The organism is Streptomyces sp. NPDC100445, from assembly GCF_044759735.1.
Taxonomy (GTDB): Bacteria; Actinomycetota; Actinomycetes; order Streptomycetales; family Streptomycetaceae; genus Streptomyces.
On sequence record NZ_JBIVZV010000008.1, the window covers coordinates 45,064 to 69,514 of the forward strand.

The following is a 24,451-nucleotide window of genomic DNA, read 5'->3' on the forward strand; positions in this document are numbered from 1 at the left end:
TGGCGCCCAGCGACGTACGGGAAGCCCGGGGCGCGTCCGCGACCGGGTCCACCGGGTGGCCGGGACCGGGTACGGATGTGGCCGAACCACCGGTCATCGGGCACACCCCAGGACTGCCCGGCAGCCCGCTGGGCAAGCATCCCCCCGTGAAAGTGTTCGACCAGGAAGGGCAGGGGACCGGCGGCGTGCGGGCGGGGGTCATGAAGAGGCAGGCACGAGGAGGCGGTCCCGCGACCATCGGGGCCTCCTCGCCGAAGACGGGGGACACGGCGGGGGAAAGGGCCGGCACCATCACGGAACACGCGCGGCGACTGAGGCGCAGGCTGGACCGGGCGGACCTCAGGGCGGTGCCGGAGGCCCGCCGGGAGCTGCGCGAACTGCTGCGGCACTGGGGGAAACCGGGCCGTTCGGAGATCGCCGAGCTGCTCACCAGCGAACTCGTCACCAACGCGCTCGTCCACACCGACGACGACGCCGTCCTCACGGCAGTCGTGGAACCGGGCGGACTGCGGGTCGAGGTGCGGGACTTCGTGGCCCGCAGACCCGCGCCGCACGCTCCGCGCCCGGACGACGACACGCACGGCCGTGGCCTGGTGCTGCTGGAGTCACTCGCCGACGCCTGGGGGGTGCGACCGCACGGGGTGGGCAAGTCGGTGTGGTTCGAACTCGGCGCCGAGGCGGCGTGACGGCCGGCGGGGCGCGCACGACAGAGGGCGTGCGGAGGACGGGCGCGGACGGGGGGGGGGGGGGGGGGGGGGGCCCCCGCGGGGGCCCCCCCCCCCCCCCCGTCGCCCGGTCACCCGCGGCCCGGCCGTCAGCCGAACTGCTGCTCCAGGTCCTTGAGCTTGCGCTCCAGGGAGTCCAGGCGCGGCAGAGCCATCGTGTCGTCCTCCGCGGTGAGGTCGACGGTCACCGGCTCAGCACCGCTGCGGACCGGCTGGAGGGAGGGCCGGGCGCGGACGGGCAGCTGCTCCGCGGTCGATATGGCAGGCTCCGCGGTCGCCGGGGCGGTACCACGCTCCACCGCCTGCACCTCGACCTGTCGGCCGACCCGGCCGGCGAACCCGCGGTGGCCGCGGCTGATCGCCTTCAGCTGGGCGCGTTCCACCCGCTGCTGGTCACGCCGCCGCTGCCGGGTCGCCTCCTTCTGCCGCTTGTCCTCGCGGACCTCCTCGACCGCCTCGTCCAGGCTGCGTACGCCCTCCAGGAGCATCAACGACCAGGCGCGGTACGTCTCGCGGGGCGCGCGCATCCAGCGGACTATGCGAATCTGCGGCAACGGACGCGGTACGAGGCCCTGCTCGCGCAGCGCGGCCCGGCGGGTCTGCTTCAGCGCCCGGTCGAACAGCACGGCCGCCGACAGCGACATGCCGGAGAAGAACTGCGGCGCGCCGTCGTGCCCGGCGCCCCGGGGTGCGTGCACCCAGTTGAACCAGGCCGCCGCCGCCGCGAACATCCACACGAGCAGCCGTGAGCCCAGGGCCGCGTCACCGTGGCTGGCTTCGCGTACCGCGAGCACGGAGCAGAACATCGCCGCGCCGTCGAGACCGAACGGCACCAGGTACTGCCAGCCGTCGGTCAGCCCCAGGTTCTGCTCGCCGAAGCCGACGAGACCGTGGAACGACAGGGCGGCCGCGACCGCCGCACAGCAGAAGAGCAGCACGTAGGAGGCCGTGCCGTAGAAGGCCTCCTTGCGTCGCCGCCGCTCCTCGCTGCGCTCCCACGAGTCGTCCGCGCTCGCGTTCTCCCCGGAGGTGCGCTTGCCGCGCGCGAGCACCGCCACCGCCGCCAGCATGCCCAGGAGCAGCACGGCGCCCGGAAGCAGCCAGTTCAGCGATATGTCGGTCAATCTCATCAGGGGTCCCTTGCATTGGGATAGGGCGTAACGCCCGCCATAGTGGCCCACGCCCGACGGCCCTCAGGGGGTTTCGGGGCAAGAGGCCGCCAACGAGGTGCAAGGGGATGCCCAAAGACGGCTTTCTGCTCGAACTGCCGCATGAGGGGCGGGAGTTGAGTTCGAATAAGACTACCCGTACGGGTGGTCCCCCGGAAAGTTCCCGTGACGGGTGAGGAAAGAGTGAAACATCTGTCCGCACCTGTTCGAGGGATGCTCCGTGAGCCGGGCGGCCCCGTCGTGCCGATCTTAGTGGACGCGGAGCACCGGTGTGCGCCTGACGGGACATCAAGCAGCCGCCATGGAGGTGACCTTGACGGTCGAAGCGGTGCCGCAGGTGCGCGGACAGGAGGCGCACGTGTCCTCGGGGCGGACGGTGTAGAACATGCAGCAGCTCGTCCGGGTGCGCGTCACCCGGGGCGCCCCGTCCGGGGCCGCGGCCGTCCGGAAGGCCGCCGCGCCGGCGTACGGCCGGGTCGCGCCGGGCAGGAGCAGTTCCAGCTCCCGCACGGCCCGTCGCTCCTCGTCCTCGCCGAGCAGCCCGGCGACGTACCACAGGCCCTCCACGACCTCGTCGGTCGCCATGCCCCACAGGGCCCGTCCGCGCCGCCGGGCCCGGGGTCCGAAGGTGTCCAGCAGCGGCTCCAGGTGCTCGGCCACGGCCGCCCGCACCCGGGCCCGCAGCGCCTCCTCGTCGGGGACGACGACCGTGCCGGGCAGCGCGGCGGCCGGATCGCCCGGCAGGCAGGCGAGGGAGACGGGCGGGCGCACGGCCAGTCGGCCGGTCGTGCGGTGGTAGGAGACGTGCGTCACGGGCAGCCGGGGCACCCTGCGGTGCAGGAACCACGGCACGGTGATCAGCAGGCAGGCCGCCCACGCGTAGCGGTGCAGGCCGAACCCGGCCACGACGTCGGGGCGGGCCGGCCGGCCGTGGTCGCGCAGCACCTGGGCGGCGTCCCAGGCCAGGAACGCGTCCAGCTCCGCCCCGCCCGCGGCGAGCCCGGCGGCGCGCGTCCAGCCGTCGCCGGCGGGCGCGGGGTCGTCCGGGCCCAGCTCGGTCACGGCGAGGGCCGGCAGGGCCGCGCGCAGGCGGTCGTACGCGGCGGTGAGCGGCGAGGCCGCAGCGGGCATGGCGGAACCACCGATCCTTCGTCATGTCCCCGGCGAGGACTGGCGGACAGGTAAGCCTTACCTTACCCATCCTGCCGGAGTTTGCGCCGCCGCCCGGTGCGCCTAAGGTGCTTGACGGACCAGTGACAACCCGTCGTTAATGACCCAAGTACCGACAAGCCGCCAGGAGGACCCGTGAAGCAGGGCGCGCAGGGCTCCACGGGCGCGCGCGCCGCCCGGGTGCCCGTCCGGCAGCGCCCGGCCGGCGCCGAGGCCGCCCCCGCCCGGGAACGGGACGACACGGTGTCCGGCGCCGCGCGCGGCGAGCACACCCACGGCGAAGGGCCGCACCCGGGACCACGGGTCGCGGTACGGCGTTCCTCCGTGCGCGGGCAGGTCCTGGACGCCCTGCGCACCGCGCTCGTCACCGGCGAGCTGCGGCCGGGCGAGGTCTACTCGGCGCCGGCGCTCGGGGACCGCTTCGGCGTCTCCGCCACGCCCGTGCGCGAGGCCATGCAGCAGCTCACCCTCGAGGGCGCCGTCGAGGTCGTCCCGAACCGGGGGTTCCGGGTCGTCCGGCGCGGGGCGCGGGAGTTGGCCGAACTGGCCGAGGTCCGCGCGCTCATCGAGGTACCGGTGATCCTGCGGCTCGCCCGCACGGTGCCGGCCGAACGGTGGGCGGCCCTGCGGCCCCTCGCCGAGGAGACCGTCCGCGCGGCCGCGTGCGGCTGCCCGGCGACGTACGCGGAGGCCGACCGGGCCTTCCACCTGGCGCTGCTCGCCCTGTCGGGCAACGAGCAGCTCGTCCGGACCGCCGAGGACCTGCACCGGCGGTCGCAGTGGCCGCCGGTACGGCACGGACGGGCCCGACTGGTCGCGGACGCGGCGGAACACCTCGCCCTCCTGGACGCGTTGACCACCGGCGACCGCGACGGGGTACGGCGACTGGCGGGCGGACACTTTCCCGGCGGCTGCTGAGCGCTTCCGGGGGCGCCCCTCGGGGGGACCGTGGGGTGCTACGCCGTCGCCGCTCCCGGGGCCGGGGGGGTGAGGTGGTGGGCCAGCCAGGTGGGGACGCCGCCCAGCAGCCGGAACAGGCGGCGGGCCTCCTCGCGCAGGCGGGACGCCTCCGGTTCGGACTCCGCGTCCGCCAGGGAGGCCAGGGCCGGCGCGGTGCCCACCAGGTAGCCCAACTCCTCGCGGATGCGCAGGGATTCGGTGAAGCCGTGCCGGGCCTCCGCCACCTCGCCCTCGCGCAGGGCGAGTCCGGCGAGGTGCCGCCAGGTGAACGACAGCAGGAGCGGGTCCCCGTGGGCCGTGGCGCCCGCGTGCGCGCGCCGGTAGGCGGCCCGGGCCGCCTGCGGCGAGCGGGTGAGGTTCTCCGCGAGCAGGCCCCGGCGGAAGTCCAGCAGGGGCCGGCCGGCCGCCCCCGGAGGGATCAGCGCCGCCGCCCGGCCGAGCGCCGCCCGCGCCTCGTCGGCCCGGTCGCGGACCCCGTGCAGCGTGGCGGCGTAGGCGAGCTGGCCCCGCTCGCAGGCGGCGGCTCCGCGCTCCTCGTCGCCGTGGGCGAGGGCCTCCGCCGTCCGCAGCGCGTCCTCCGCGTCCTGCCAGCCGCGCTCGGTGTACAGGCACCGTTCGACCAGGAGGCCGGCCCGCTGGAGCGCCGGTCCGGGCCGGTCGGCCGGGAGCAGGGCCGCGGCGTCGGCCCAGCAGGCGCGGCTGCGCAACCGCCATACCGCGGTCTGGAGCGGATCGTCACCGGTGGTTCCGTTACCAGACATGGCGGTATGCGCCACGTTGCCCTCCCCGAGCACGCCATCGAGCTGTTGAGTGGTGGCGGCATTCCAGCACCGATCGCGGGGCCGGGCCAAGAGGGTGGGTGAAAGATTTCACAAAGTGGTGGGGCGCGGACGCGGCCGGTTCCGGCCGTCGCGCGCCCCCGCCGGCGTCAGCTCATGCGCAGGGCCAGGAAGAAGTCGAGCTTGTCCTCCAGCCGGGAGAGGTCCCGCCCCGTCAACTGCTCGATCCGGCCGACCCGGTAGCGCAGCGTGTTGACGTGCAGGTGGAGCCGGGTGGCGCAGCGCGTCCAGGAGCCGTCGCAGTCGAGGAACGCCTCCAGCGTCGGGATCAGCTCGGCGCGGTGCCGGCGGTCGTAGTCCGTCAGCGGGTCCAGGAGGCGGGCCGTGAACGCGCGGCGGACGTCGTCCGGGACGAAGGGCAGCAGCAGGACGTGACTGGCCAGTTCCTGGTGGCCGGCGGCGCAGACCCGGCCCGGGCGGGCCGCGGCGACCCGGCGGGCGTGCCGGGCCTCCTCCAGGGCCCCGCGCAGGCCCTCCGCCGAGTGCACGGCCGCGCTGACGCCGAGGGTGAGCCGCCCGTCCCCGTCCAGGCCGGCCGAGAGCGGCTCCCGCACCGCTCGGAGCAGGGCGTCGGCGAGCAGCCCGGTCTCGGAGCCGTCGTGCTCGGCGGCGACCGCCGGAAGCGGGACCAGGGCGATCGCCTCGTCGCCGAGGTGCGCGACGGCGATGCGGTCGGACGGCTCGGGGCCGCTCGCCCGGGGGTCGACGAGGACCTCCTCCAGCACGGACTGGGCGATCGAGCCGCCGCCGGCCTCCTCGCCCTCCCACTCCACCCGGGCCACCACGACCTGCCAGTGCGGCGCCGCCCCTAGCCCGGGCAGCAGGACCGGCGCGGCCACCCGGAGACGGGCGGCGATCTCGGCGGGCGCGGCGCCCGTCTGGACCAGTTCCAGCACCTCCTGGGCGAGCCGGCGCCGCACCGTGCGGGCCGCGTCGCGGCGCTCGCGTTCGACGGCGATCAGCTGGGTGACGCCCTGGAGGAGGTCCAGCCGCTCCGCGGGCCAGTCGCCCGCGTCCGCCTCCACGGCCAGCAGCCAGTCCGCCAGGACCGTCTCGCGGACGTCCCGGGAGGCCGGGGCGCGCCCGGCGGAGCGGACCGGGAACAGCGAGTAGGTGGAGCCGTCGAGCAGCACCCGGTGCGGGCCGCGGCGGCCGGTGCGGGTGGCTGCCAGGTGCTCCGCGGCGAGCCGGGCGCAGGTCTCGGCGGGCAGCGCCGGGCCCCCGACCTCGGAGCCGGCGATCAGCCGGCCGGTGGGGGAGAGCACCCAGGCGCGCAGGTCGAGGTCGGAGCCGAGCAGGTCGAGGACGACGTCGGGGCCGCCGCCCGCCGGGCCCGACGTCATCATCCGCCGGTGCCGGTCCACCACCGCGGCCAGGTCGCCGGCGCGCTCGCCGGAGACCTGCCGCACGACGTGCTCGGTGATCGTGGCGAACGCCACCGACTCGTGCACCGCGAACAGCGGCAGCCGGTGCCGGGCGCAGGCCCGCACCAGGTCCTCGGGCACATCGCCCAGCTCGGCCTCGCCGGCCGCGAGCGCCGCCACCCCGGCCTGCACCAGGATGCGGACGAAGGGCTCCGAGTCGTCGGCGTCCCGGCGCCAGGCCAGGCCGGTCAGCACCAGCTCGCCGCCGGCGAGGTAGCGGCTGGGGTCGCGCAGGTCGGTGGTCATGACCCCGCGGACCGCGCGGTCCAGCTCGTCCTCGCCGCCGAGGAGCCGCAGGCCCAGCGCGTCCGTGTCCAGCAGTGCGCGCAGCCGCATCTCGTCGCCGCCGTTCTCTGTCTCGAAACCTACGATGGATCTTGGAGGGTGGCACGGGACGCGCCCGGTGGGGCGCGCACGGCGCGTGCGCCGCGGTCTCCGCGCTGTTTCCTGCGTTTCCCCAGGAAAACGGAGAGGTTACCGATGACCTCTGTTCATACGAATCTACAAGATGCCTGGCCTGGCCAGCCAACTCCTTCATGGTTTCGGTGACTGACCCCGTCGGAGCACGGAGCGGTGTACTGAGTCCACTCCGCGTAAACAGGACATGAACGAGCCGGGACCGCCGCACACGGATTGGCTCAATGTGTACGACTCACGAGACGAAGAAGAGAGCCGGTCATGGACTTCCTTCGCCCCGCCAGCTGGGAGGAGGCGCTCGCCGCGAAGGCCGAGCACCCCACCGCTGTGCCGATTGCGGGTGGCACCGATGTGATGGTCGAGATCAACTTCGACCACCGCCGGCCCGAATACCTCCTCGACCTCAACCGTGTCGGCGACCTCTTCGAGTGGGAGGTGGGCGAGGACACCGTACGGCTGGGTGCCTCCGTCCCGTACACCAGGATCATGGAGGACCTGCGGGCCGAGCTGCCGGGCCTGGCGCTCGCCTCGCACACCGTGGCCTCCCCGCAGATCCGCAACCGCGGCGGCGTCGGCGGCAACCTCGGCACCGCGTCGCCCGCCGGCGACGCCCACCCCGCGCTCCTCGCGGCCGGCGCCGAGGTCGAGGTGGAGTCGGCCGCCCGCGGCACCCGGCTCATCCCGATCGACGCGTTCTACACGGGCGTCAAGCGCAACGCGCTCCAGCCCGACGAGCTGATCCGCGCCGTGCACGTGGCGAAGGCGGACGGACCGCAGCAGTACTCCAAGGTGGGTACCCGCAATGCCATGGTCATCGCCGTGTGCGCCTTCGGTCTCGCCCTGCACCCCCGGACCCGGACGGTGCGCACCGGCATCGGTTCCGCCGCCCCCACCCCGGTGCGGGCCAGGACCGCCGAGGAGTTCCTGAACGCGGCCCTGGAGGAGGGCGGCTTCTGGGACAACGGGAAGGTCATCACTCCGTCGGTCGCCAAGCGGTTCGCCGAGCTGTGCTCCGGCGCCTGCAACCCGATCGACGACGTCCGGGGCACCGCGAGCTACCGCCGGCACGCGGTCGGCGTCATGGCCCGCCGGACGCTCACCTGGACCTGGGAGTCCTACCGCGGCGCCCGCCGCGCATCCGAGGGAGCTGCGTAATGCGCGTCAACTTCACCGTCAACGGACGCCCGCAGGAGGCCGACGACGTCTGGGAGGGCGAGTCCCTGCTGTACGTGCTGCGGGAACGCCTCGGCCTGCCGGGCTCGAAGAACGCCTGTGAGCAGGGCGAGTGCGGGTCCTGCACCGTTCGGCTGGACGGCGTGCCGGTCTGCTCCTGCCTGGTCGCCGCCGGCCAGGCCGAGGGCCGCGAGGTCGTGACCGTCGAGGGCCTGGCCGACTACGCCGCCCGGCGCGCCGAGGGCGGCTGCGCCACCGGCGCCTGCGGCACGGCGACGACCTCGCTCGACGAGGCCCGGCAGTGGCAGGCCAAGGGCACCGGTCCGCACGCCGGCGAGGACAGCGAGCTCTCCCCGGTCCAGCAGGCGTTCATCGACGCCGGCGCCGTGCAGTGCGGCTTCTGCACCCCCGGCCTGCTGGTCGCCTCCGACGAACTGCTGGAGCGCAACCCGAACCCGTCCGACGCCGACATCCGCGAGGCCCTGTCGGGCAACCTGTGCCGCTGCACGGGCTACGAGAAGATCATGGACGCGGTCCGCCTCGCGGCCGCCCGCCAGTCCGAGGGGGTCTGAGCATGCCGGCCAACGGCGCACCCACGAAGATCACGCAGGCCACCCCGACCAGGGGCGGCATCGGCGAGTCCACGCTCCGCCCGGACGGCACCCTCAAGGTCACCGGCGAGTTCGCGTACTCCTCCGACATGTGGCACGAGGACATGCTGTGGGGCCAGATCCTGCGCTCCACCGTCGCGCACGCCGAGATCGTGTCGATCGACACCTCCGAGGCCCTCGCGCTGCCCGGCGTGTACGCCGTCCTGACCTACGACGACCTGCCCACCGAGGTGCGGAACTACGGCCTGGAGATCCAGGACACCCCGGTCCTCGCGCACGGCAAGGTACGCCACCACGGCGAGCCGGTCGCGATCGTCGCCGCCGACCACCCGGAGACGGCCCGCCGCGCCGCCGCCAAGATCAAGGTGGACTACAAGGAGCTGCCCGTCATCACCGACGAGGCCTCCGCCACCGCACCGGACGCGATCCTCGTCCACGAGAACCGCGACGACCACCACATCGGCCACGTCCCCCACCCCAACATCGTCCACCGCCAGCCGATCGTCCGCGGCGACGCGGCCGCGGCCGCCGCGCGGGCCGACGTCGTCGTCCGGGGCGAGTACACCTTCGGCATGCAGGACCAGGCCTTCCTCGGCCCCGAGTCCGGCCTCGCCGTCCCCGAGGAGGACGGCGGCGTCCACCTCTACATCGCCACCCAGTGGCTCCACTCCGACCTGCGCCAGATCGCCCCCGTCCTCGGCCTGCCCGAGGACAAGGTGCGGATGACGCTGGCCGGCGTCGGCGGCGCGTTCGGCGGCCGGGAGGATCTGTCGATGCAGATCCACGCCTGCCTGCTCGCGCTGCGCACCGGCAAGCCGGTGAAGATCGTCTACAACCGGTTCGAGTCCTTCTTCGGGCACGTCCACCGCCACCCGGCCAAGCTGTACTACGAGCACGGCGCCACCCGCGACGGCAAGCTCACCCACCTCAAGTGCCGGATCGTCCTGGACGGCGGCGCCTACGCCTCCGCCTCCCCGGCGGTCGTCGGCAACGCCTCCTCGCTGAGCGTCGGGCCGTACGTCGTGGAGGACGTCGACATCGAGGCCATCGCCCTCTACACCAACAACCCGCCCTGCGGTGCCATGCGCGGCTTCGGCGCGGTCCAGGCGTGCTTCGCCTACGAGGCGCAGATGGACAAGCTGGCGAAGGAACTGGGCATGGACCCGGTGGAGTTCCGGCAGCTGAACGCCATGGAGCAGGGCACGCTCATGCCGACGGGCCAGCCCGTCGACTCGCCCGCCCCCGTCGCCGAACTGCTGCGCCGGGTCAAGGCGATGCCGCTGCCGCCGGAGCGCCAGTGGGAGTCCAGCGAGGGCGCCGACGTACGGCAGCTGCCCGGCGGCCTGTCCAACACCACGCACGGAGAGGGCGTCGTCCGCGGGATCGGCTACGCGGTCGGCATCAAGAACGTCGGCTTCTCCGAGGGCTTCGACGACTACTCCACCGCCAAGGTCCGCATGGAGGTGGTGGGCGGCGTGCCCGTCGTCACCGTGCACACCGCGATGGCGGAGGTCGGCCAGGGCGGTGTCACCGTCCACGCGCAGATCGCCCGCACCGAACTCGGCGTCACCCAGGTGACCATCCACCCGGCGGACACCCAGGTCGGCTCGGCGGGCTCCACCTCGGCCTCCCGGCAGACCTACGTCACCGGCGGCGCCGTGAAGAACGCCTGCGAGCTCGTCCGCGAGAAGGTCCTGGAGATCGGGCGCCGCCGGTTCGGCTCCTACCACCCGGCCTGGGCCACGGCCGAACTCCTCCTGGAGAGCGGCAAGGTCGTCACCGACGGCGGCGAGGTCCTCGGCGACCTGGCCGACGTCCTGAAGGACGAGGCCGTGGAGGTCGAGGCGGAGTGGCGGCACCGGCCGACCGAGGCCTTCGACCTGCGCACCGGGCAGGGCAACGGACACGTCCAGTACTCCTTCGCCGCGCACCGCGCGGTCGTGGAGGTCGACACCGAGCTGGGCCTGGTCAAGGTGATCGAACTGGCCTGCGCCCAGGACGTCGGCAAGGCGCTCAACCCGCTCTCCGTCATCGGCCAGATCCAGGGCGGCACCACCCAGGGCCTGGGCGTCGCGGTGATGGAGGAGATCATCGTCGACCCGAAGACGGCGAAGGTCAGGAACCCCTCCTTCACGGACTACCTCATCCCCACGATCCTCGACACGCCGACCATCCCGGTCGACGTGCTCGAACTCGCCGACGACCACGCCCCGTACGGGCTGCGCGGTATCGGCGAGGCCCCGACCCTGTCGTCCACGCCGGCCGTCCTCGCGGCGATCCGGAACGCGACCGGGCTGGAGCTGAACCGCACTCCGGTACGGCCCGAGCATCTGACGGGAACGTGACCCTCCCGGGTCCCCACCGGTGATCTCCTGGCGGGACCCCCGTCCCCCCAGGCCCCCACTGTTCGTCTCGGGCCGTCCCCCGGGTCGTCCAATCCCAAATCCCGTGTCCGGCAAGGCGTCGCACGGGTGCCCCTGTGAACCTTGGGAGTTGGCCCATGACCCAGCAGTCAGTGGAGCCGAGGACCGCAGCCGAAGACGCGGGCGATGGCAGCCGCGTCCCGGCAGGTCGGTCCTGGCTCGACCGGTACTTCCACATATCCAGACGAGGATCCACTCTCTCGCGAGAGGTCCGCGGCGGCATCACCACCTTCATGGCGATGGCGTACATCCTCCTCCTCAACCCCCTGATCCTGTCCGGCAAGGACGCGGCGGGGGACACGCTCGGCCAGAAGGCGCTGATCACCGCGACGGCGTTCGCGGCGGCCTTCACCACGCTCCTCATGGGCTTCGTCGGCAAGGTGCCGCTCGCCCTCGCCGCCGGCCTGTCCGTCTCCGGCGTCCTTTCCTCCCAGGTCGCCCCCGCGATGACCTGGCCGCAGGCCATGGGCATGTGCGTGATGTACGGCGTCGTCATCATGCTGCTGGTCGTCACCGGCCTCCGCGAGATGATCATGAACGCGATCCCGCTCGCGCTGAAGCACGGCATCACGATGGGCATCGGCCTGTTCATCGCCCTCATCGGCTTCTACAAGTCCGGCTTCGTCCACCAGGGCAAGGCCACCCCGCTCGCCCTCGGCCCGGCCGGTGAACTCGCCGGCTGGCCGGTCCTGCTCTTCGCCGGCACCCTGCTGCTGATCTTCATGCTCCAGGCCAGGAACGTCCCCGGGGCGATCCTCATCGGGCTCGTCACCGGCACGGTCGTCGCCGCGGTCCTCAACGGCCTCGACGTCGTCGCCCCCGGCCAGTGGGCCAACGGCGCCCCCGAACTGCCCGGCAGCGCGGTCTCGATGCCCGACTTCTCGCTCTTCGGGCACGTCGAGTTCGGCGGCTGGGGCAAGGTCGGGGCGATGACGGTCGGCGTGATCGTCTTCACCCTGGTGCTCGCCGGGTTCTTCGACGCGATGGCCACCATCATCGGCGTCGGCACGGAGGCCGGCCTGGCCGACGCCAAGGGGCGCATGCCGGGCCTGTCCAAGGCGCTGTTCATCGACGGTGCCGGCGGCGCGATCGGCGGTGTCGCGGGCGGCTCCGGCCAGACCGTGTTCATCGAGTCCGCGACCGGCGTCGGCGAGGGGGCCCGCACCGGCCTGGCCTCCGTCGTCACCGGTCTGTTCTTCGCGGCCTGCCTGTTCTTCACGCCGGTCACCGCGATCGTCCCGCAGGAGGTCGCCTCCGCCGCGCTCGTCGTCATCGGCGCGATGATGCTGATGAACGCCCGGCACGTGGACTGGGCGGACCGCGCCACCGCCGTCCCGGTCTTCCTGACCGTGGTCCTGATGCCGTTCACCTACACCATCACCACCGGCGTCGCCGCGGGCGTGATCTCGTACGTGGCCATCAAGACCGCCCAGGGCAAGGCCCGGGAGATCGGCGCCTTCATGTGGGGTTTGACCGTCGTCTTCCTGGTCTACTTCGCCCTCCACCCCCTGGAGAGCTGGCTGGGCGTCCACTAGCCGTCCGCCCCCGCACCCGCCCGCAACCCCGTGAGGAGACCGAGACATGCTGGACATCGCCGAGGAACTGAACCGGTGGGTCGAGCAGGGCCGTGACTTCGCCGTCGCCACCGTCGTCGCCGTGGGCGGCAGCGCCCCGCGGCGGTCCGGCGCCGCCCTCGCGGTGGACGCCGACGGCACGGCCGTCGGATCGGTCTCCGGCGGGTGCGTGGAGGGGGCCGTGTACGAGCTGTGCCGGCAGGCCCTCGCGGGCGGGCGGACCGTCCTGGAACGCTTCGGCTACAGCGACGAGGACGCCTTCGCCGTCGGCCTGACCTGCGGCGGGGTCATCGACATCCTCGTCACCCCGGTCCGGGCGGACTCACCGGCCCGGCCGGTGGCCGCCGCCGCGCTGGCCGCCGCCGCGCGCGGGGAGGCGGCGGCCGTCGCGCGGATCGCCGAGGGGCCCGCCGAACTGCGGGGCCGAGCCCTCCTGGTGCGGCCCGACGGGTCGTACGACGGAGGGTTCGGCGGCCACCCCGAACTCGACCGCACGGTCGCCGCCGAGGCCCACGCCCTCCTGGACGCGGGCCGCACCGGCACCCTGGAGATCGGCGAGCGGGGCTCGCGCTGCGGTTCCCCGCTCACGGTCCTCGTGGAGTCCTCGGTACCCGCCCCCCGGATGATCGTCTTCGGCGCGATCGACTTCGCGTCGGCGCTGGTCCGCGTGGGCAAGTTCCTGGGCTACCACGTCACGGTGTGCGACGCCCGCCCGGTGTTCGCCACCGCGTCCCGCTTCCCGGACGCCGACGACATCGTCGTGGAGTGGCCCCACCGGTACCTCGAACGCACCGACGTCGACGGCCGCACCGTCCTGTGCGTCCTGACCCACGACGCCAAGTTCGACGTCCCCCTGCTGCGGCTGGCGCTGCGGCTGCCGGTCGCCTACGTCGGCGCGATGGGCTCCCGCCGCACCCACCTGGACCGCAACGCGCGGCTGCGCGAGGTCGGCGTCACCGAGCTGGAACTGTCCCGCCTGCGCTCCCCGATCGGGCTCGACCTCGGCGCGCGGACACCGGAGGAGACGGCCCTGTCCATCGCGGCGGAGATCGTCGCCGAACGGCGCGGCGGCAGCGGAGTCTCCCTGACCGGCGCACACACCCCGATCCACCACGACGGCACGACACGCCGACCGGGCCACATCGAATCAGTGGCCTGAGCCACCACGCGCCAACCCGGCGGCATCGGCAGCCGGGCGCCCGTCCGGAACTTGCCGCCCGGCAGAGTTCGCCCCCTCGGGCCCAAAGGTCACAGCGGAGCCGCATCGGGTTCCGTACCCGTGAGTCATCACGCGGCAAGGCCGGTCGCGTCGGGTTCGGCGCCTGCGAGTCACCGCACGGTGTGTCGGGCGCCTCGAACGCCCGCCCGAGTCGGGTGCGCGGCAGCCCGGCGGGGTCGGGTCGGGCATCCGGGCGTCACCGTGCGGTGGGCCGGTCGGCAAGGGGGTCCGACAGCCCAGAGCCACCGCGGCAGCCGGGCCGGTCCCGTGGGATGCCGGTCCGGGGCCGGTCGCGCGGCAGGGTTCGGCCGCGTCGGGACCGGCGCCCGGAAGCCGTCCTGCGGCAGACCGGTCGGACCGGGGGCCGCGTCGGGGCGCCATCGCAGGGCGGGTGCCGACCGTGTCGGATCGTCGGCCTGAGCCATCGCGCGCCGGCCCGGTGGCGTCGAGTCGGATGCCTGAAAGCCACCACGCGGCCGCGCCGACCGCATCGGGTTCCGCACCCGTGAGGCAACACGCGGCAAGGCTCGTCGTATCGCAGCGATCGCCTGAGCCGCCGTGCGGCAACCACCGTCCGGCCGGGCCGACGCCCGGGAGTCGCCGCGGCCGCCTGTCACCGCCGTTCCCCGCCGGGCGGTCGGTGGTCGTGGTCGGTCCGCCGGTGACCGCCGTGGCGGGGGGCCGCAACGCCCCGGCGGCACCCGCCGGTTCGCGCCCGGCGGCGGTCCGGGGGCGCGTGCGTGGGGTCACGGTTGCCGGAGGAGCCGGTTGGCGGCCCTGCCGAACATGCGGCGGGACACCGCACCGAGGACGCCGTCGCACGCGCGGGGCAGGAAACGCACCCACAGCTCCTCGCGCCAGACCACCCGGCTGCGCCCACCGGGCCCCGGACGCACCTCGATCTCCGCCCAGCCGAGGACCACCCGGCCGCGCTTCTCCAGCCGGCACAGGCCGCCCTCGTCGGCGGCGGGCGGCCGCCAGACCGTCACCTCCATCACGTCGTCGAAGGCGAGCGGGCCGACGCCGGAGCGGGCCGCGAAGCGCGTGCCCTCGCGGGTCGGCGGGGGCGTGAGCACCCTGATCCGGGTCAGCGGGACCGCGTCGGCGTGGCGGGGCCATTGCGTGAGCCGGCGCCACGTCTCCTCGAGCGGGAGCGGCACGGTGCGTTCGAAAGAGAAGAAGGGCACGGCACGATCGTAGGCAACCGGCGGCGTCCACCTGCGTGTTCACGCGCGGGTCACCTGTCCGGAGCAACGGCCGGCCGGCGGGCTCAGGGGCGGTAGACCTTGCCGGGCTCGGCCCGGCCGGGTGCCAGCAGCTGGGGGACGGTCACGAAGACGTAGCCGCGGGCCTTGAGCGCGTCGATGATGCCGGGTACGGCCGGCACGGTGCCCTGGTAGATGTCGTGCAGCAGGATGATGCCGTCCCGGGACGCCTGGTCGAGGACGCGCTTGGTGATGAGCGCGGAGTCGGTGGTGGTGTAGTCCTTGGCGGTCACGCTCCACAGCACCTCCGCCAGCCCCATCTCCTTGGTGATGGCGTGCACGTCGGCGTCGGTGCGGCCCTGCGGCGGCCGCATCAGCGTCGGCTTGTGCCCGGTGAGCCGCTCGATGGCGTCGTCGGGCCGCTTGAGCTCCTCGCGTATCTGCGCGTCGGATATGCGGGTCAGGATCTTGTGGTCCCAGGTGTGGCTCGCCACCTCGTGGCCCTCGGCCGCCATCCGCCGGACCAGCTGCGGGTACTTCTCGATGTGCCGCTTGCCGAGCAGGAAGAAGGTGGCGGGGACCTTCTTCTCCTTGAGGATGTCCAGCAGGCGGGCGGAGTTCTCGCTGGGCCCCGCGTCGAAGGTGAGCGCGATGCACTTGGCCCGGCGGCAGTCCACGGTGCCGAACCGGGCCGGCGCCCCCTGCGCGGCCGCGGCGCGGGCGGTGCTCGGCGCGGTCGTGTCGACCTGGGCGCAGCCGGACAGGGTGAGGGCCAGGCAGGCGGCGGCGGACGCGAGGGCGGAAAGACGGAACCTCCGGCCCGCCACGCGCATCTTCCTGGTCGCGGGGTCGGGCGTGGAGATCGTGTCGGTCGAAAGAGGCATGCGCGGACTATACACTGCGTGTATAGCGCACCTGTACGAATATCCGGGCGCGGAACACACCGGTCCGGCCGTCACCACCGCACCCCGGCCATGGACCCCGCACCGGTGCAACGACCCCGCGCACACCAGTGGTACCGGGCGGGTACGCGGAGTAACCTCGTGGGCATGACGCGCACGGGGGAGCGAGTCGTCACATCGCGCTTACGGACACCGTCCTGGATCGCGCGCATCGAGGCGCCGGACGGCCGGGTCCTCGGCGCGGGCGTACTCCTCGCGCCCGACCGGGTGCTGACCGCCGGTCACGTCGTCGACCCCGGCCCCCGCTACACCGTCCGCCTCGTCGGCGTACCCGGCCTCGCCGCGGTCGCCGCCACCGTCCGCGCGGACGAGCACGTGCCCCAGCGCCACGACGCCTTCGGCGACCGCAGCGGCGACCTCGCCCTGCTGCGCCTGGCCGCACCGCTGCCCGCCGAACACGCCACCCGGCTCTACCGGCTCGCCGCACCGCACGGACCCGTCAGCATGTACGGCTTCCCCGACGGCGACGACGGCGGACGCTGGCACGGCGCCACCCTGGTCGCCGCCCGCGGCCGGGACAGCCAGGTGCAGCTGCGCCCGCTCACCCCCGGCGAACTCGCCGCCCCCGGCTTCAGCGGCGGCGGAGTCGTCGACCACGCCACCGACCAGGTCATCGGCGTTGTCCTCAGCGTGGACGAGGGGCCGGGCTACGCCTTCAGCTACATGAGCCCGACCGAGACCATCCTCAGCCACCTCCCGCAGGTCGCCGCCTGGACCGACGGCGCCGAAGCCGTCGACCCGCGGCTGCGCGGCACCGCCGGCGCCACCGCCGGCCGGCTCGACCTGCCGTTCGCCACCCAGCTCACCGCATGGTTCCGCGGCGTCGGCTGGCCGGTGCTCGTCACCGTCGTCCCCGCCGCGGGCGACCGCGCCTGGACCCTGCGGCGCGCCGTCACCCTCGCCGACCGGGAACTGCGCACCCAGCGCAACACCAGCGCCGTCAGCCACGACCCGCCCGAGACCGTGCCCCCGGCCGGCGCCCACGACCTCGCTCTGGACGTCACCGGACTCACCACCGCCCAGGTCATGGACCGCATCGCCGAACGCCTCGGCATCCGCGACGACCCCCGGCCCGAACGGCTCGGCACCCTGCGCCTCCCGCTCGCCGCCGTCCTCGTCGGCGTCGACCTGGCCGCCGAACCCGACTCCCTGCTCGCCCTGTTGGACCGGCTCGCCCGGCAAGGGGCCCGGCTGCTGCTGGTGTTCCGCGGCCCGGGCGACCGCGCCGGCCAAGCCGCCGACCTCCTCGTCCACCACCCGCTGCGCGAACGCTGGGCGCGCCTGCACGCCGAACTGCGCCGCATCACCGACGAACTGGGGCCCGCGCTCGACATCGGCCAGGACCGCGTGCTGCCCGCCCCCGGCACCCGGCCCCTGCTCGACCGGGCCCAGTCCGGCGTACGGCGCACCCGCATGCTGCGCGCCTGGGTCGCCCACACCCCGGAACACGAGCGCGAACCCGGCCGCGCCGACCTGCTGTTCACCTTCGAGGACGCCGTCGGACGCCGCCGGCGACGCCTGGAACAGGCCGTCGCCATGCTCGACGCCCGGCTGCGCCGCCGCGAGGAGCTCCTCGGCCGGGTCGGCGCCGAATGGCCGCTGTGCCGGCAACGGGCCACCGCCCACGGCGACCGGGTCGTGGAGGCCTACCGGCTCTACGAGCACGCCCTGTCGCTGCTGCGGCAGACCCCTTGCGACATCGAACGGGCCGAGGGCGCCGTCGAGGCGTTCGTCGGCTTCTGCTCCGCCCCCGCACCCGAGGAGGAGGGCGCGTCATGACCTCGTGCCTGCGGCCCGGCTGCGCGGGCCGCATCACCGCCACGGGCTACTGCGGCACGTGCGGCCACCGCCACGCCGAGCCGCGCACCGCGCCACCGGAGCAGCCCCCCGTCACCACCGCCGAGGACACGGCCGGCCCGGCGGCCGTGCACGCCGTCGCCGGGATCGGCGGCCTCGACCAGCACGGACTCGTCGTCCTGCCCGAGGTGCCCGTCCCCGACGACGTGCTCGTCAAGGACCCCCGCCCGCCCACCGGAGGCCGCCGCTGCGGCGCCGAGGGCTGCACCATGACCGTCGGCGTCGGCTACGGCGGCCAGCCCGCCCGCGCCACCGGCCGCTGCCCGCGCTGCGGCACCCCGTACTCCTTCCTGCCCCAGCTCGCCCCGGGCGACGTCGTCGCCGGCCACTACCGGGTCCTCGGCTGCCTGGCCCACGGCGGCCTCGGCTGGATATACCTCGCCGAGGACACGGACGCCGACGGGCACCGCGTCGTCCTCAAGGGCCAGATCAACGTGCGCGACGACCTCGCCCGGCACGCCGCCGTGGAGGAACGCCGCTCGCTCACCGCGCTCCACCACCCCGACATCGTCCGCATCATCACCTACGCCCAGCACCGGAGTCCCGGCCACCCGCCCAGCGGCTACCTGGTCATGGACTACATCGGCGGCCGCTCCCTCCAGCAGCTCTTCGACGCCGACGACGCCGAACGGATCTTCCACGGCCGCCCCCGCCTCGACCACGTCCTCACCTACGGGTGCAGGATTCTCGGCGCCCTCCAGTACATGCACGAACGCGGCCTGCTCCACTGCGACATGAAGCCCGCCAACGTCATCCACTTCGGCCGGGCGGTCAAGGTCGTCGACCTCGGCGCGGTCCGCGCCATCGACGACCGCACCTCCGCCTACGTCCACACCGCCGGCTTCGCCCCGCCCCAGGAGGAGATCGACCGCCGGGGCTGGCACGTCGACAGCGACCTCTACACCGTCGGCATGACCCTCCAGGCCCTCGCCCGCGCCACCGAACCCGCCCGCGGGCTCGCCTCCGAGTCCTTCCGCCGGCTCGTCGACCGCGCCACCCACGCCGAACCCCGGGCCCGGTTCCGCTCGGCGGCCGAGATGTCCCGGCAGCTGTGGGAGGTGCTGCGCGAGTACCGCTCGCTCCAGTTCGGCGAGCAACTCCCGGAGAGCTCCACCCGGTTCCGGGCCACCGGCGCCAGCCTCGACGCGGGGCTCGGCGCCATCCCCGCCCTCGGCCACTGGACCGACCGCCCGGGGGAGCGGCCCGCCGCTCTCGACACCTCCCCGCCCCCCGCCGCCGAGGTCGCCGGCGCCCTGCCCGAACCGATCCCGGACCCCGACGACGGGGCCGCCCTGCTGCTCGACACCTTCCCGCCCGACGCCCCCGACCGGGTCGCCCGGCAGTGGCCCCGCGAATCCCGCCTCGGCACCCCCGAGACCGCGCTGTGGCTGTGCCGCGCCTACCTCAGGAAGGGCGAACAGCGCGCGGCGGAGAGCTGGCTCTCCGAGGCCGAGACACAGCTCGGCGACCGCGCCGCCGCCCACGACTGGCGCATCGCCTGGCACCGGGGCGTCCTCCACCTCAGCAGGGGCGAGGTCGCCCTGGCCGGTGCCCGGTTCGACGCCGTCCACCGCGCGCTGCCCGGCGAGTACGTGCCCAAGCTCGCCCTCGGCTACTGCGCCGAGCACACCGGCGGCCCGGGCCCGGCGCGGGCCATGCGGTTCTACGAGGCCGTCTGGAAACGGGACTCCGCGCACACCGCCGCCGCCTTCGGCCTGGCCCGCGGCCACCTCGCCGGCGGCGACCGGGACGCCGCCGTCCGCGTCCTCGACGAGGTCCCCGCCACCTCCCGCCACCACGACGCCGCCCGCATCGCGGCCGTACGCGTCCGCGCCGGCGTCCTGCACGGCACCCCGCCCACCCCCGCCGGCCTGCGGGACGCCGCCCGGCGGCTGCCCCGGCTCCGCCTCGACGGCGGGGCCGCGGCCGGCGAGTCCCGGGCCCGGCTGCTCGCCGAGGTCCGCGAGAACACCTTGCACAGCCGCCCGGCACCCGGCTGGGGCCCGGAGTTCCCCGCCGGTGAACTCCTGGGACCCGGCGACGAGGACAGCCTGCGCACCCTGCTGGAACAGTCCTTCCGCCAGCTCGCCGCGCAGGCCCGCACCGCCGGCGAGCACGGCCGGCTGCTCGACCTGGCCCACGCGGTGCGGCCGATGACCACCTTCTGACCCACTCGCACCCACGCGCACCCCCGGGAGGAGGCAGCGATGACCGAGACCGAGAAGCCCGACGACCCCGACGGCACCGAGGTGACGCTCGCGGTCGGCCAGCACAAGGAACTGCCCGCCGTGCCCGACGCGTCCGGGCGCCGTCCCGAGCAGGAGATGCACGCCATCCTGGAGATCGGGGTCACCGGCGGGACCGGCCCGCGCCGCACCGGCGCGCCCGCGCCCGGCACCGGGCCCGCCCTCGCCGAGGTGCTGATCGTCGACACCTCCCGCTCCATGCTCCACCCCGCCGCGAAACTGCGCGCCGCGAAGGACGCCACCGCGGCGGCCGTCCGGATGCTGCCCGACGGCACCGCCTTCGCCGTGCTCTCCGGGCGGTTCGACGCCACCCTCGTCCACCCCGGGCCCGGCCGCCCCGTGCTCGCCGTCGCCGGGCCCGCCGAGCGGGAGGCCGCCGAACGCGCCGTGCGCATCCTGGACGCCGACGGCGGCACCGCCCTGGGCACCTGGCTCGACCTCGCCCGGCGGCTGCTCAAGGACCACCCCGCGCCCGTCAAGCACGTCCTGCTCCTCACCGACGGGCGCAACGAGCACGACCACCGCGCCGCCATGGCCCTGGACACCGCGCTCGACGCCTGCGAGGGCCGGTTCGTCTGTGACGCATGGGGCATCGGCGACGACTGGGACGCCGAACTGCTGCTGCGCATCACCCGGCGGCTGCACGGCCGCGCCCGCGCCGTCCGCGCCGAGTCCGAACTGACCGCCGCCTACGAGGAACTGGTGGCCGGCCTGCTCGGCACCGCGGTACCCGAACTCCGCATCCGGCTCACTCCCACCCCCGGCACGGCGGTCCGCCAGGTCAAGCAGGTCGTGCCGGTCGAGCAGGACCTGCCGGCCGTCCCGGCCGGGTCCGGCGGGCGCGCCGTGGAGTACGTCACCCGGGCCTGGGGCGAGGAGGTACGGCACTTCCAGGTCGTACTGGGCGCCGACCCGACCGGACGCGAGACCGGCGAGGACCTCCAGCTCGCCGCGGTGGAGGTCGTCCTGCCCGCCTTCGGCCGGCCGGTGCGGCTGCCTCCGCCGCAGCCCGTCCTGGTGCACTGGACCGACAACCCGCGCGACGCCTCCCGGCAGTATCCCGGCGTGCGCCGGCACGAGCGGTACCAGCAGGCCGGCGCCGCCGTCGCCCGCGCCTACCGTGCCTGGCTGCGTGGCACGGACGGCAGTGCCACCGCCGACCGCGCCCTCACCCAGGCGCTCGCCCTCGCCGAGGAGCTGGGCGACGCCCAACTCCGCGACGCGCTCCGGCGCATCGAGGCCGCGCCGGGCTCGGGCCGGGTGCGCCCTGGCCTCAAGGACGTCGACTGGCAACACCTGATCCTCTCCAGCGCCCTGACCACCCCGCCCGCCCGCCCGACCGGGGACGACGGCGCTTCCGGGGCCGGCGGCCACACGGGATCCCTCAGCGGCACGCCCGGTGACGACTCCGACCCGCCCGCCCGCGGGGCGGCGGCGGACACGGGGACGCGAGGGCGGCCGGACGACGCCCGGCACGCGCCCCCGGGCGCCGACGCCCCCGAGCACCCGGCGACCGACCCGCCCACGCCACCGGGGAGCGGCGCCCCGGCGAGCACCGGCACCCCCGCACCGGGCGGCCCCCACGCCTCCCCGCCCCGCGCGTCCGGTGTGCCCGTGCGCCCCGACGGGCTGGTGGAGTGCCCGGGCTGCCGCTGGCTGGGGCCGGCCGAGTCCGTGTACTGCGGGGGCGACTGCGGACGGCGGCTGAGGGAGGCTCCGGCGTGAGGAGCGGCGAGGTCACCAGGGCGGGCGCCGCCCCGGGTGCCGGTGCGCCCGGGGGAGCGCGGACGCCGCGCCGGGGCGCGGAACCGGCCGGTCACCGGACGGCCACCCGGGTGCCCCGCGCCCCGTTGGCCCGGCTCCTCGGCGCGGGCCGGCGCCCACCGGACGGTGGCAGCACCACCGCGCGCGACCTCACGGTCCGCCGCCGTCTGCTGCTCGCCCTGTCGGCGCTGCTCACCCTCTCCCTGTTCCTGTCGTACCAGGGCGTGCACGGTGACGCCGACCCGCTGCGCACCGCCGGCGCCCCGGCCCTGCTGCGCCTCGACACGGCGCAGTACGCCCTGACCCAGGCCGAGCGGGACGCCGGATCGGCGGCGCCGAACAGCGACTTCCAGAAGCAGATCTCGGTCGCCGCGCAGAGCCTCGCGGCGGCCGCCGGCGAGGACGTGGGCGGGGCCGCGGGCCAGCAGGCCCTCCAGACGATCGCCGGGCTCATCACCATGTACGCCGTGAAGGTGCAGCAGTCGCAGCTCCAGCCGGACGGGGACGTGCTGCGCGACGTCTACCGCAGCTACGCCACCGACATCCTGACCGAGCCGGGCTCGGGGATACGGGCCCGGCTCACCGCCCTCCAGCGGCAGCAGTTCCACGTCGTGCGACGGCAGACGTCGTTCGGCCCGCTGCTGCGGCTGTCCTGGACGGTGACGCTGCTGCTGGCCGCAGCCCTCGCCGCCGCGTTGGTGGAGACCCAGCTCTTCCTCCGGCACCGCTTCCGGCGCCGCTACAACCGTCACCTCCTCGCGGCCGGCGCCCTGCTGCTCGGCGGGGTGGCCGTCACCGTGCTGTTCACCGTGTGGACGCACCAGGGGATGGCGGACACCCGCGCCCTCCTCGCCGGCCGGCTGACCGGGCCGGACATCACCGACGCGGAGCGGGACACCGCCTCGTACCTCGCGCACACCGGCTTCCGCGCGGCGGCCACGGTGTGGATCCTGATAGGGGGCATCTTGCTCATGGCACTCGCCGGGACGGGACTGCGGCGGCACATCGACGACTACCGGTTCAGGCCCCGGTGAACGCGCGGCACGGCGGCCCCGCACCGGCCGTCCCCACGCGCCGACGCGGCGGCCCCTCGCGCCGCCTCGTCCGCAGGCTGGCCCTGGTGGCGACCTGCCTGGCCGTCCTGGCGGCGGCCGTCGTCGTGGGCGTGCGCGCCCTCGGGGCGGAGCCCACCGTCACGCTGCTGGCCAACTGGACCGGGAAGGACGAGCGCCTCTTCCGCGAGGCCGTGATCGCGCCGTTCGAGCACAAGTACCACGTCCGGGTCGACTACCAGGGCAGCTCCGCCGAGAGCCAGGTGCTGGGCGCCGAGGTGGAGGCGGGGACACCGCCCGACGTGGTGGTGCTCACCGGTCCGGGCGAACTCGCCGAGTACGCCCGGCAGAAGAACCTCGTCGCCCTGGACGGCCTCGTCGCGCGCGACGACTTCGGCCCCTCCTGGGCGACGCCGCTCGCGGACGGGCACGTGTACTGGTTCCCGCTGAAGGCCGACGTGAAGAGCCTCGTCTGGTACCCGGCGGGCGTCGACGCGCGGCAGCGCGCCGAGGCGGCGAAGCGGCCGGCGCAGTGGTGTGTCGGCATGGGTTCCGGCGCCACCAGCGGCTGGCCCGGCACGGACTGGATCGAGGACATCCTGCTCCAGCAGTCCGGCCCGCGCCTCTACGCCCGCTGGGCCCGCGGCGACCTGTCGTGGCGGTCGAAACCGGTCCGGCGGGCCTGGACGACCTGGGGCGGGCTGATCGGCGCCGGCGGCGACCGGGACCTCGTCCGGCGGGTCCTGAAGACGCTGTACGGCCGGGCGTCCCAGCCGATCGCGACCGTCCCGCGCGGCTGCACCCTCGAACACCAGGGGACGTTCATCCGCAAGGAGGACCGCTGGGTGGCCGCCGACGGCCGCTACGACCCCTCCGCCCGCCACATCCCCGGGGCCACCGGCGGCGACGCGTGGGAGGTCTCCGGGGACCTGGTCGCCCTGCTGCACGCCACCCCGCAGGCCGAGCGGCTGATCCGCTACCTCGCCTCCCCCGAGGCCCAACGCGCCTGGAGCGCCGCGGAGTCCGCGTTCACCGTCAGCGCCGGGGCACAGCCCGCCGCGGGCTCGGCGGACTCCGCCTGGCACCGTTCACTGGCGCGCGTCCTGCGCGACGGCCACGCGGTGCACTGCTTCGACGCCTCCGACGCGATGCCGCCCTCGGTGCGCGACGCGTTCGCCGAGGCGGCCATCGAGTACGTCGCCCACCCCGGCCACCTGGAGGCCCTGCTGCGCTCCCTGGACACCCTCACCGACAGCCCGGGCCTGACCTGGCTCCCCTCGGTCTGCGACCGCACACGGTGACCCGGTCCGCCACTGATCCGGACCGGGATCAGCCGAGACCGCGATGGGCCGCCCACAGCACCCCGGCACGCCCGGCGGCATCGGAGACCAGGGCAGCCAGTTCGGGTCTGTCGGGCACGGGGAACGAGACGTAGGCGCCGCGACCGCCGGCGGCCGGTCGGCCGTAGGCCTTCACGGCCAGGTGACCGTCCGGGAGGAGGCGGACGTTGAGTGTGGTCAGCACGAACACCTCACCGCGCCGTGTGTCCGTCCAGCGCAGCGCCTCCGGGATCGTGACGTTGATCGCCAGAGCGCTCACTTCCAGGTCGCCGCTCATGCACGGATGATCCCACGCCGACCGCGCGGCCCGCCGCCGAGAAC

Annotated in this window: 19 protein-coding genes; 12 read left to right on the forward strand and 7 right to left on the reverse strand. The window is 74.8% G+C overall.

The features are described from left to right. The first annotated feature begins 200 nt into the window (after window positions 1–200). Window positions 201–686, forward strand: coding sequence for an ATP-binding protein (locus ACIQVT_RS19875; RefSeq protein WP_403755847.1), 486 nt, complete (start codon window positions 201–203; stop codon window positions 684–686). Window positions 687–814: 128 nt separating this feature from the next. Here the strand turns inward: ACIQVT_RS19875 and ACIQVT_RS19880 are convergent, their stop codons facing one another. Both ACIQVT_RS19880 and ACIQVT_RS19885 read right to left on the reverse strand, forming a co-directional pair. Next, the gene (locus ACIQVT_RS19880; protein WP_403755033.1) at window positions 815–1,855 is read right to left on the reverse strand and encodes a DUF2637 domain-containing protein; all 1,041 of its coding nucleotides are present in this window, start codon (window positions 1,853–1,855) and stop codon (window positions 815–817) included. A gap of 327 nt (window positions 1,856–2,182) precedes the next feature. Continuing rightward, on the reverse strand, window positions 2,183–3,025 hold the full coding sequence (locus ACIQVT_RS19885) for a (2Fe-2S)-binding protein (RefSeq protein WP_403755036.1): 843 nt from the start codon (window positions 3,023–3,025) through the stop codon (window positions 2,183–2,185). A gap of 174 nt (window positions 3,026–3,199) precedes the next feature. Between ACIQVT_RS19885 and ACIQVT_RS19890 the strand changes: the two genes are divergently transcribed. After that, entirely contained in the window at window positions 3,200–3,982 is a 783-nt protein-coding gene (locus ACIQVT_RS19890) for a GntR family transcriptional regulator (RefSeq protein ID WP_403755039.1), read from the forward strand. Between the two features lie 38 nt (window positions 3,983–4,020). On the opposite strand, the gene ACIQVT_RS19895 is transcribed toward ACIQVT_RS19890, so the two are convergent. Beyond that, entirely contained in the window at window positions 4,021–4,785 is a 765-nt protein-coding gene (locus tag ACIQVT_RS19895; protein WP_403755041.1) for a hypothetical protein, read from the reverse strand. Between the two features lie 167 nt (window positions 4,786–4,952). After that, window positions 4,953–6,623 carry a PucR family transcriptional regulator gene (locus ACIQVT_RS19900; protein ID WP_403755044.1) on the reverse strand — a complete coding sequence of 557 codons (1,671 nt, stop codon included), beginning with the start codon at window positions 6,621–6,623 and terminating at the stop codon, window positions 4,953–4,955. A gap of 342 nt (window positions 6,624–6,965) precedes the next feature. Between ACIQVT_RS19900 and ACIQVT_RS19905 the strand changes: the two genes are divergently transcribed. From ACIQVT_RS19905 to ACIQVT_RS19925, 5 genes are all read left to right on the forward strand, one after another. After that, complete coding sequence (locus ACIQVT_RS19905) at window positions 6,966–7,859, forward strand: FAD binding domain-containing protein (protein WP_403755047.1); 894 nt, start codon at window positions 6,966–6,968, stop codon at window positions 7,857–7,859. Continuing rightward, window positions 7,859–8,449, forward strand: coding sequence for a (2Fe-2S)-binding protein (locus ACIQVT_RS19910; protein ID WP_403755050.1), 591 nt, complete (start codon window positions 7,859–7,861; stop codon window positions 8,447–8,449). Before ACIQVT_RS19905 ends, ACIQVT_RS19910 begins: the two co-directional genes overlap by 1 nt. A 2-nt stretch (window positions 8,450–8,451) precedes the next feature. Further along, window positions 8,452–10,833 (forward strand): xanthine dehydrogenase family protein molybdopterin-binding subunit, encoded by a 2,382-nt coding sequence (locus tag ACIQVT_RS19915; RefSeq protein WP_403755053.1) that lies wholly within the window; start codon window positions 8,452–8,454, stop codon window positions 10,831–10,833. A gap of 155 nt (window positions 10,834–10,988) precedes the next feature. Beyond that, entirely contained in the window at window positions 10,989–12,446 is a 1,458-nt protein-coding gene (locus ACIQVT_RS19920) for an NCS2 family permease (RefSeq protein WP_403755056.1), read from the forward strand. Window positions 12,447–12,492: 46 nt separating this feature from the next. Beyond that, window positions 12,493–13,644: an XdhC family protein gene (locus ACIQVT_RS19925; RefSeq protein WP_403755058.1), complete on the forward strand. Its 1,152-nt coding sequence runs from the start codon at window positions 12,493–12,495 to the stop codon at window positions 13,642–13,644. Between the two features lie 806 nt (window positions 13,645–14,450). Here ACIQVT_RS19925 and ACIQVT_RS19930 read toward each other — a convergent pair. Together ACIQVT_RS19930 and ACIQVT_RS19935 are read right to left on the reverse strand one after the other, a co-directional pair. Further along, complete coding sequence (locus tag ACIQVT_RS19930) at window positions 14,451–14,891, reverse strand: SRPBCC family protein (protein WP_403755061.1); 441 nt, start codon at window positions 14,889–14,891, stop codon at window positions 14,451–14,453. A gap of 83 nt (window positions 14,892–14,974) precedes the next feature. After that, window positions 14,975–15,742, reverse strand: a complete 768-nt coding sequence (locus ACIQVT_RS19935; RefSeq protein WP_403755850.1) for a polysaccharide deacetylase family protein — start codon at window positions 15,740–15,742, stop codon at window positions 14,975–14,977. Between the two features lie 216 nt (window positions 15,743–15,958). On the opposite strand from ACIQVT_RS19935, the gene ACIQVT_RS19940 reads away from it, so the two are divergent. Genes ACIQVT_RS19940 through ACIQVT_RS19960 form a run of 5 tightly spaced genes read left to right on the forward strand, consistent with a single transcriptional unit; the run spans window position 15,959 to window position 24,091 of the window. Beyond that, window positions 15,959–17,650 (forward strand): trypsin-like peptidase domain-containing protein, encoded by a 1,692-nt coding sequence (locus tag ACIQVT_RS19940; protein WP_403755064.1) that lies wholly within the window; start codon window positions 15,959–15,961, stop codon window positions 17,648–17,650. Further along, a complete protein-coding gene (locus ACIQVT_RS19945) occupies window positions 17,647–19,896 on the forward strand; it encodes a tetratricopeptide repeat protein (protein WP_403755067.1) in 2,250 nt (749 codons plus the stop codon). Before ACIQVT_RS19940 ends, ACIQVT_RS19945 begins: the two co-directional genes overlap by 4 nt. Before the next feature lie 39 nt (window positions 19,897–19,935). Beyond that, entirely contained in the window at window positions 19,936–21,699 is a 1,764-nt protein-coding gene (locus ACIQVT_RS19950; RefSeq protein WP_403755070.1) for a VWA domain-containing protein, read from the forward strand. Then, window positions 21,696–22,772, forward strand: coding sequence for a hypothetical protein (locus tag ACIQVT_RS19955; RefSeq protein ID WP_403755073.1), 1,077 nt, complete (start codon window positions 21,696–21,698; stop codon window positions 22,770–22,772). Before ACIQVT_RS19950 ends, ACIQVT_RS19955 begins: the two co-directional genes overlap by 4 nt. Continuing rightward, window positions 22,769–24,091 carry an ABC transporter substrate-binding protein gene (locus ACIQVT_RS19960; protein WP_403755076.1) on the forward strand — a complete coding sequence of 441 codons (1,323 nt, stop codon included), beginning with the start codon at window positions 22,769–22,771 and terminating at the stop codon, window positions 24,089–24,091. Before ACIQVT_RS19955 ends, ACIQVT_RS19960 begins: the two co-directional genes overlap by 4 nt. Before the next feature lie 28 nt (window positions 24,092–24,119). Here ACIQVT_RS19960 and ACIQVT_RS19965 read toward each other — a convergent pair whose 3' ends face one another. Then, window positions 24,120–24,407, reverse strand: coding sequence for a hypothetical protein (locus ACIQVT_RS19965; protein ID WP_403755079.1), 288 nt, complete (start codon window positions 24,405–24,407; stop codon window positions 24,120–24,122). Window positions 24,408–24,451: the final 44 nt, after the last annotated feature.

Coding starts and splice junctions, on each gene's coding strand:
- ACIQVT_RS19875 (WP_403755847.1), top strand. CDS start 201: ATGAAGAGGCAGGCACGAGGAGGCGGTCCCGCGACCATCGGGGCCTCC.
- ACIQVT_RS19880 (WP_403755033.1), bottom strand. CDS start 1,855: ATGAGATTGACCGACATATCGCTGAACTGGCTGCTTCCGGGCGCCGTG.
- ACIQVT_RS19885 (WP_403755036.1), bottom strand. CDS start 3,025: ATGCCCGCTGCGGCCTCGCCGCTCACCGCCGCGTACGACCGCCTGCGC.
- ACIQVT_RS19895 (WP_403755041.1), bottom strand. CDS start 4,785: ATGTCTGGTAACGGAACCACCGGTGACGATCCGCTCCAGACCGCGGTA.
- ACIQVT_RS19900 (WP_403755044.1), bottom strand. CDS start 6,623: ATGCGGCTGCGCGCACTGCTGGACACGGACGCGCTGGGCCTGCGGCTC.
- ACIQVT_RS19905 (WP_403755047.1), top strand. CDS start 6,966: ATGGACTTCCTTCGCCCCGCCAGCTGGGAGGAGGCGCTCGCCGCGAAG.
- ACIQVT_RS19910 (WP_403755050.1), top strand. CDS start 7,859: ATGCGCGTCAACTTCACCGTCAACGGACGCCCGCAGGAGGCCGACGAC.
- ACIQVT_RS19915 (WP_403755053.1), top strand. CDS start 8,452: ATGCCGGCCAACGGCGCACCCACGAAGATCACGCAGGCCACCCCGACC.
- ACIQVT_RS19920 (WP_403755056.1), top strand. CDS start 10,989: ATGACCCAGCAGTCAGTGGAGCCGAGGACCGCAGCCGAAGACGCGGGC.
- ACIQVT_RS19925 (WP_403755058.1), top strand. CDS start 12,493: ATGCTGGACATCGCCGAGGAACTGAACCGGTGGGTCGAGCAGGGCCGT.
- ACIQVT_RS19935 (WP_403755850.1), bottom strand. CDS start 15,742: ATGCGCGTGGCGGGCCGGAGGTTCCGTCTTTCCGCCCTCGCGTCCGCC.
- ACIQVT_RS19940 (WP_403755064.1), top strand. CDS start 15,959: ATGACGCGCACGGGGGAGCGAGTCGTCACATCGCGCTTACGGACACCG.
- ACIQVT_RS19945 (WP_403755067.1), top strand. CDS start 17,647: ATGACCTCGTGCCTGCGGCCCGGCTGCGCGGGCCGCATCACCGCCACG.
- ACIQVT_RS19950 (WP_403755070.1), top strand. CDS start 19,936: ATGACCGAGACCGAGAAGCCCGACGACCCCGACGGCACCGAGGTGACG.
- ACIQVT_RS19965 (WP_403755079.1), bottom strand. CDS start 24,407: ATGAGCGGCGACCTGGAAGTGAGCGCTCTGGCGATCAACGTCACGATC.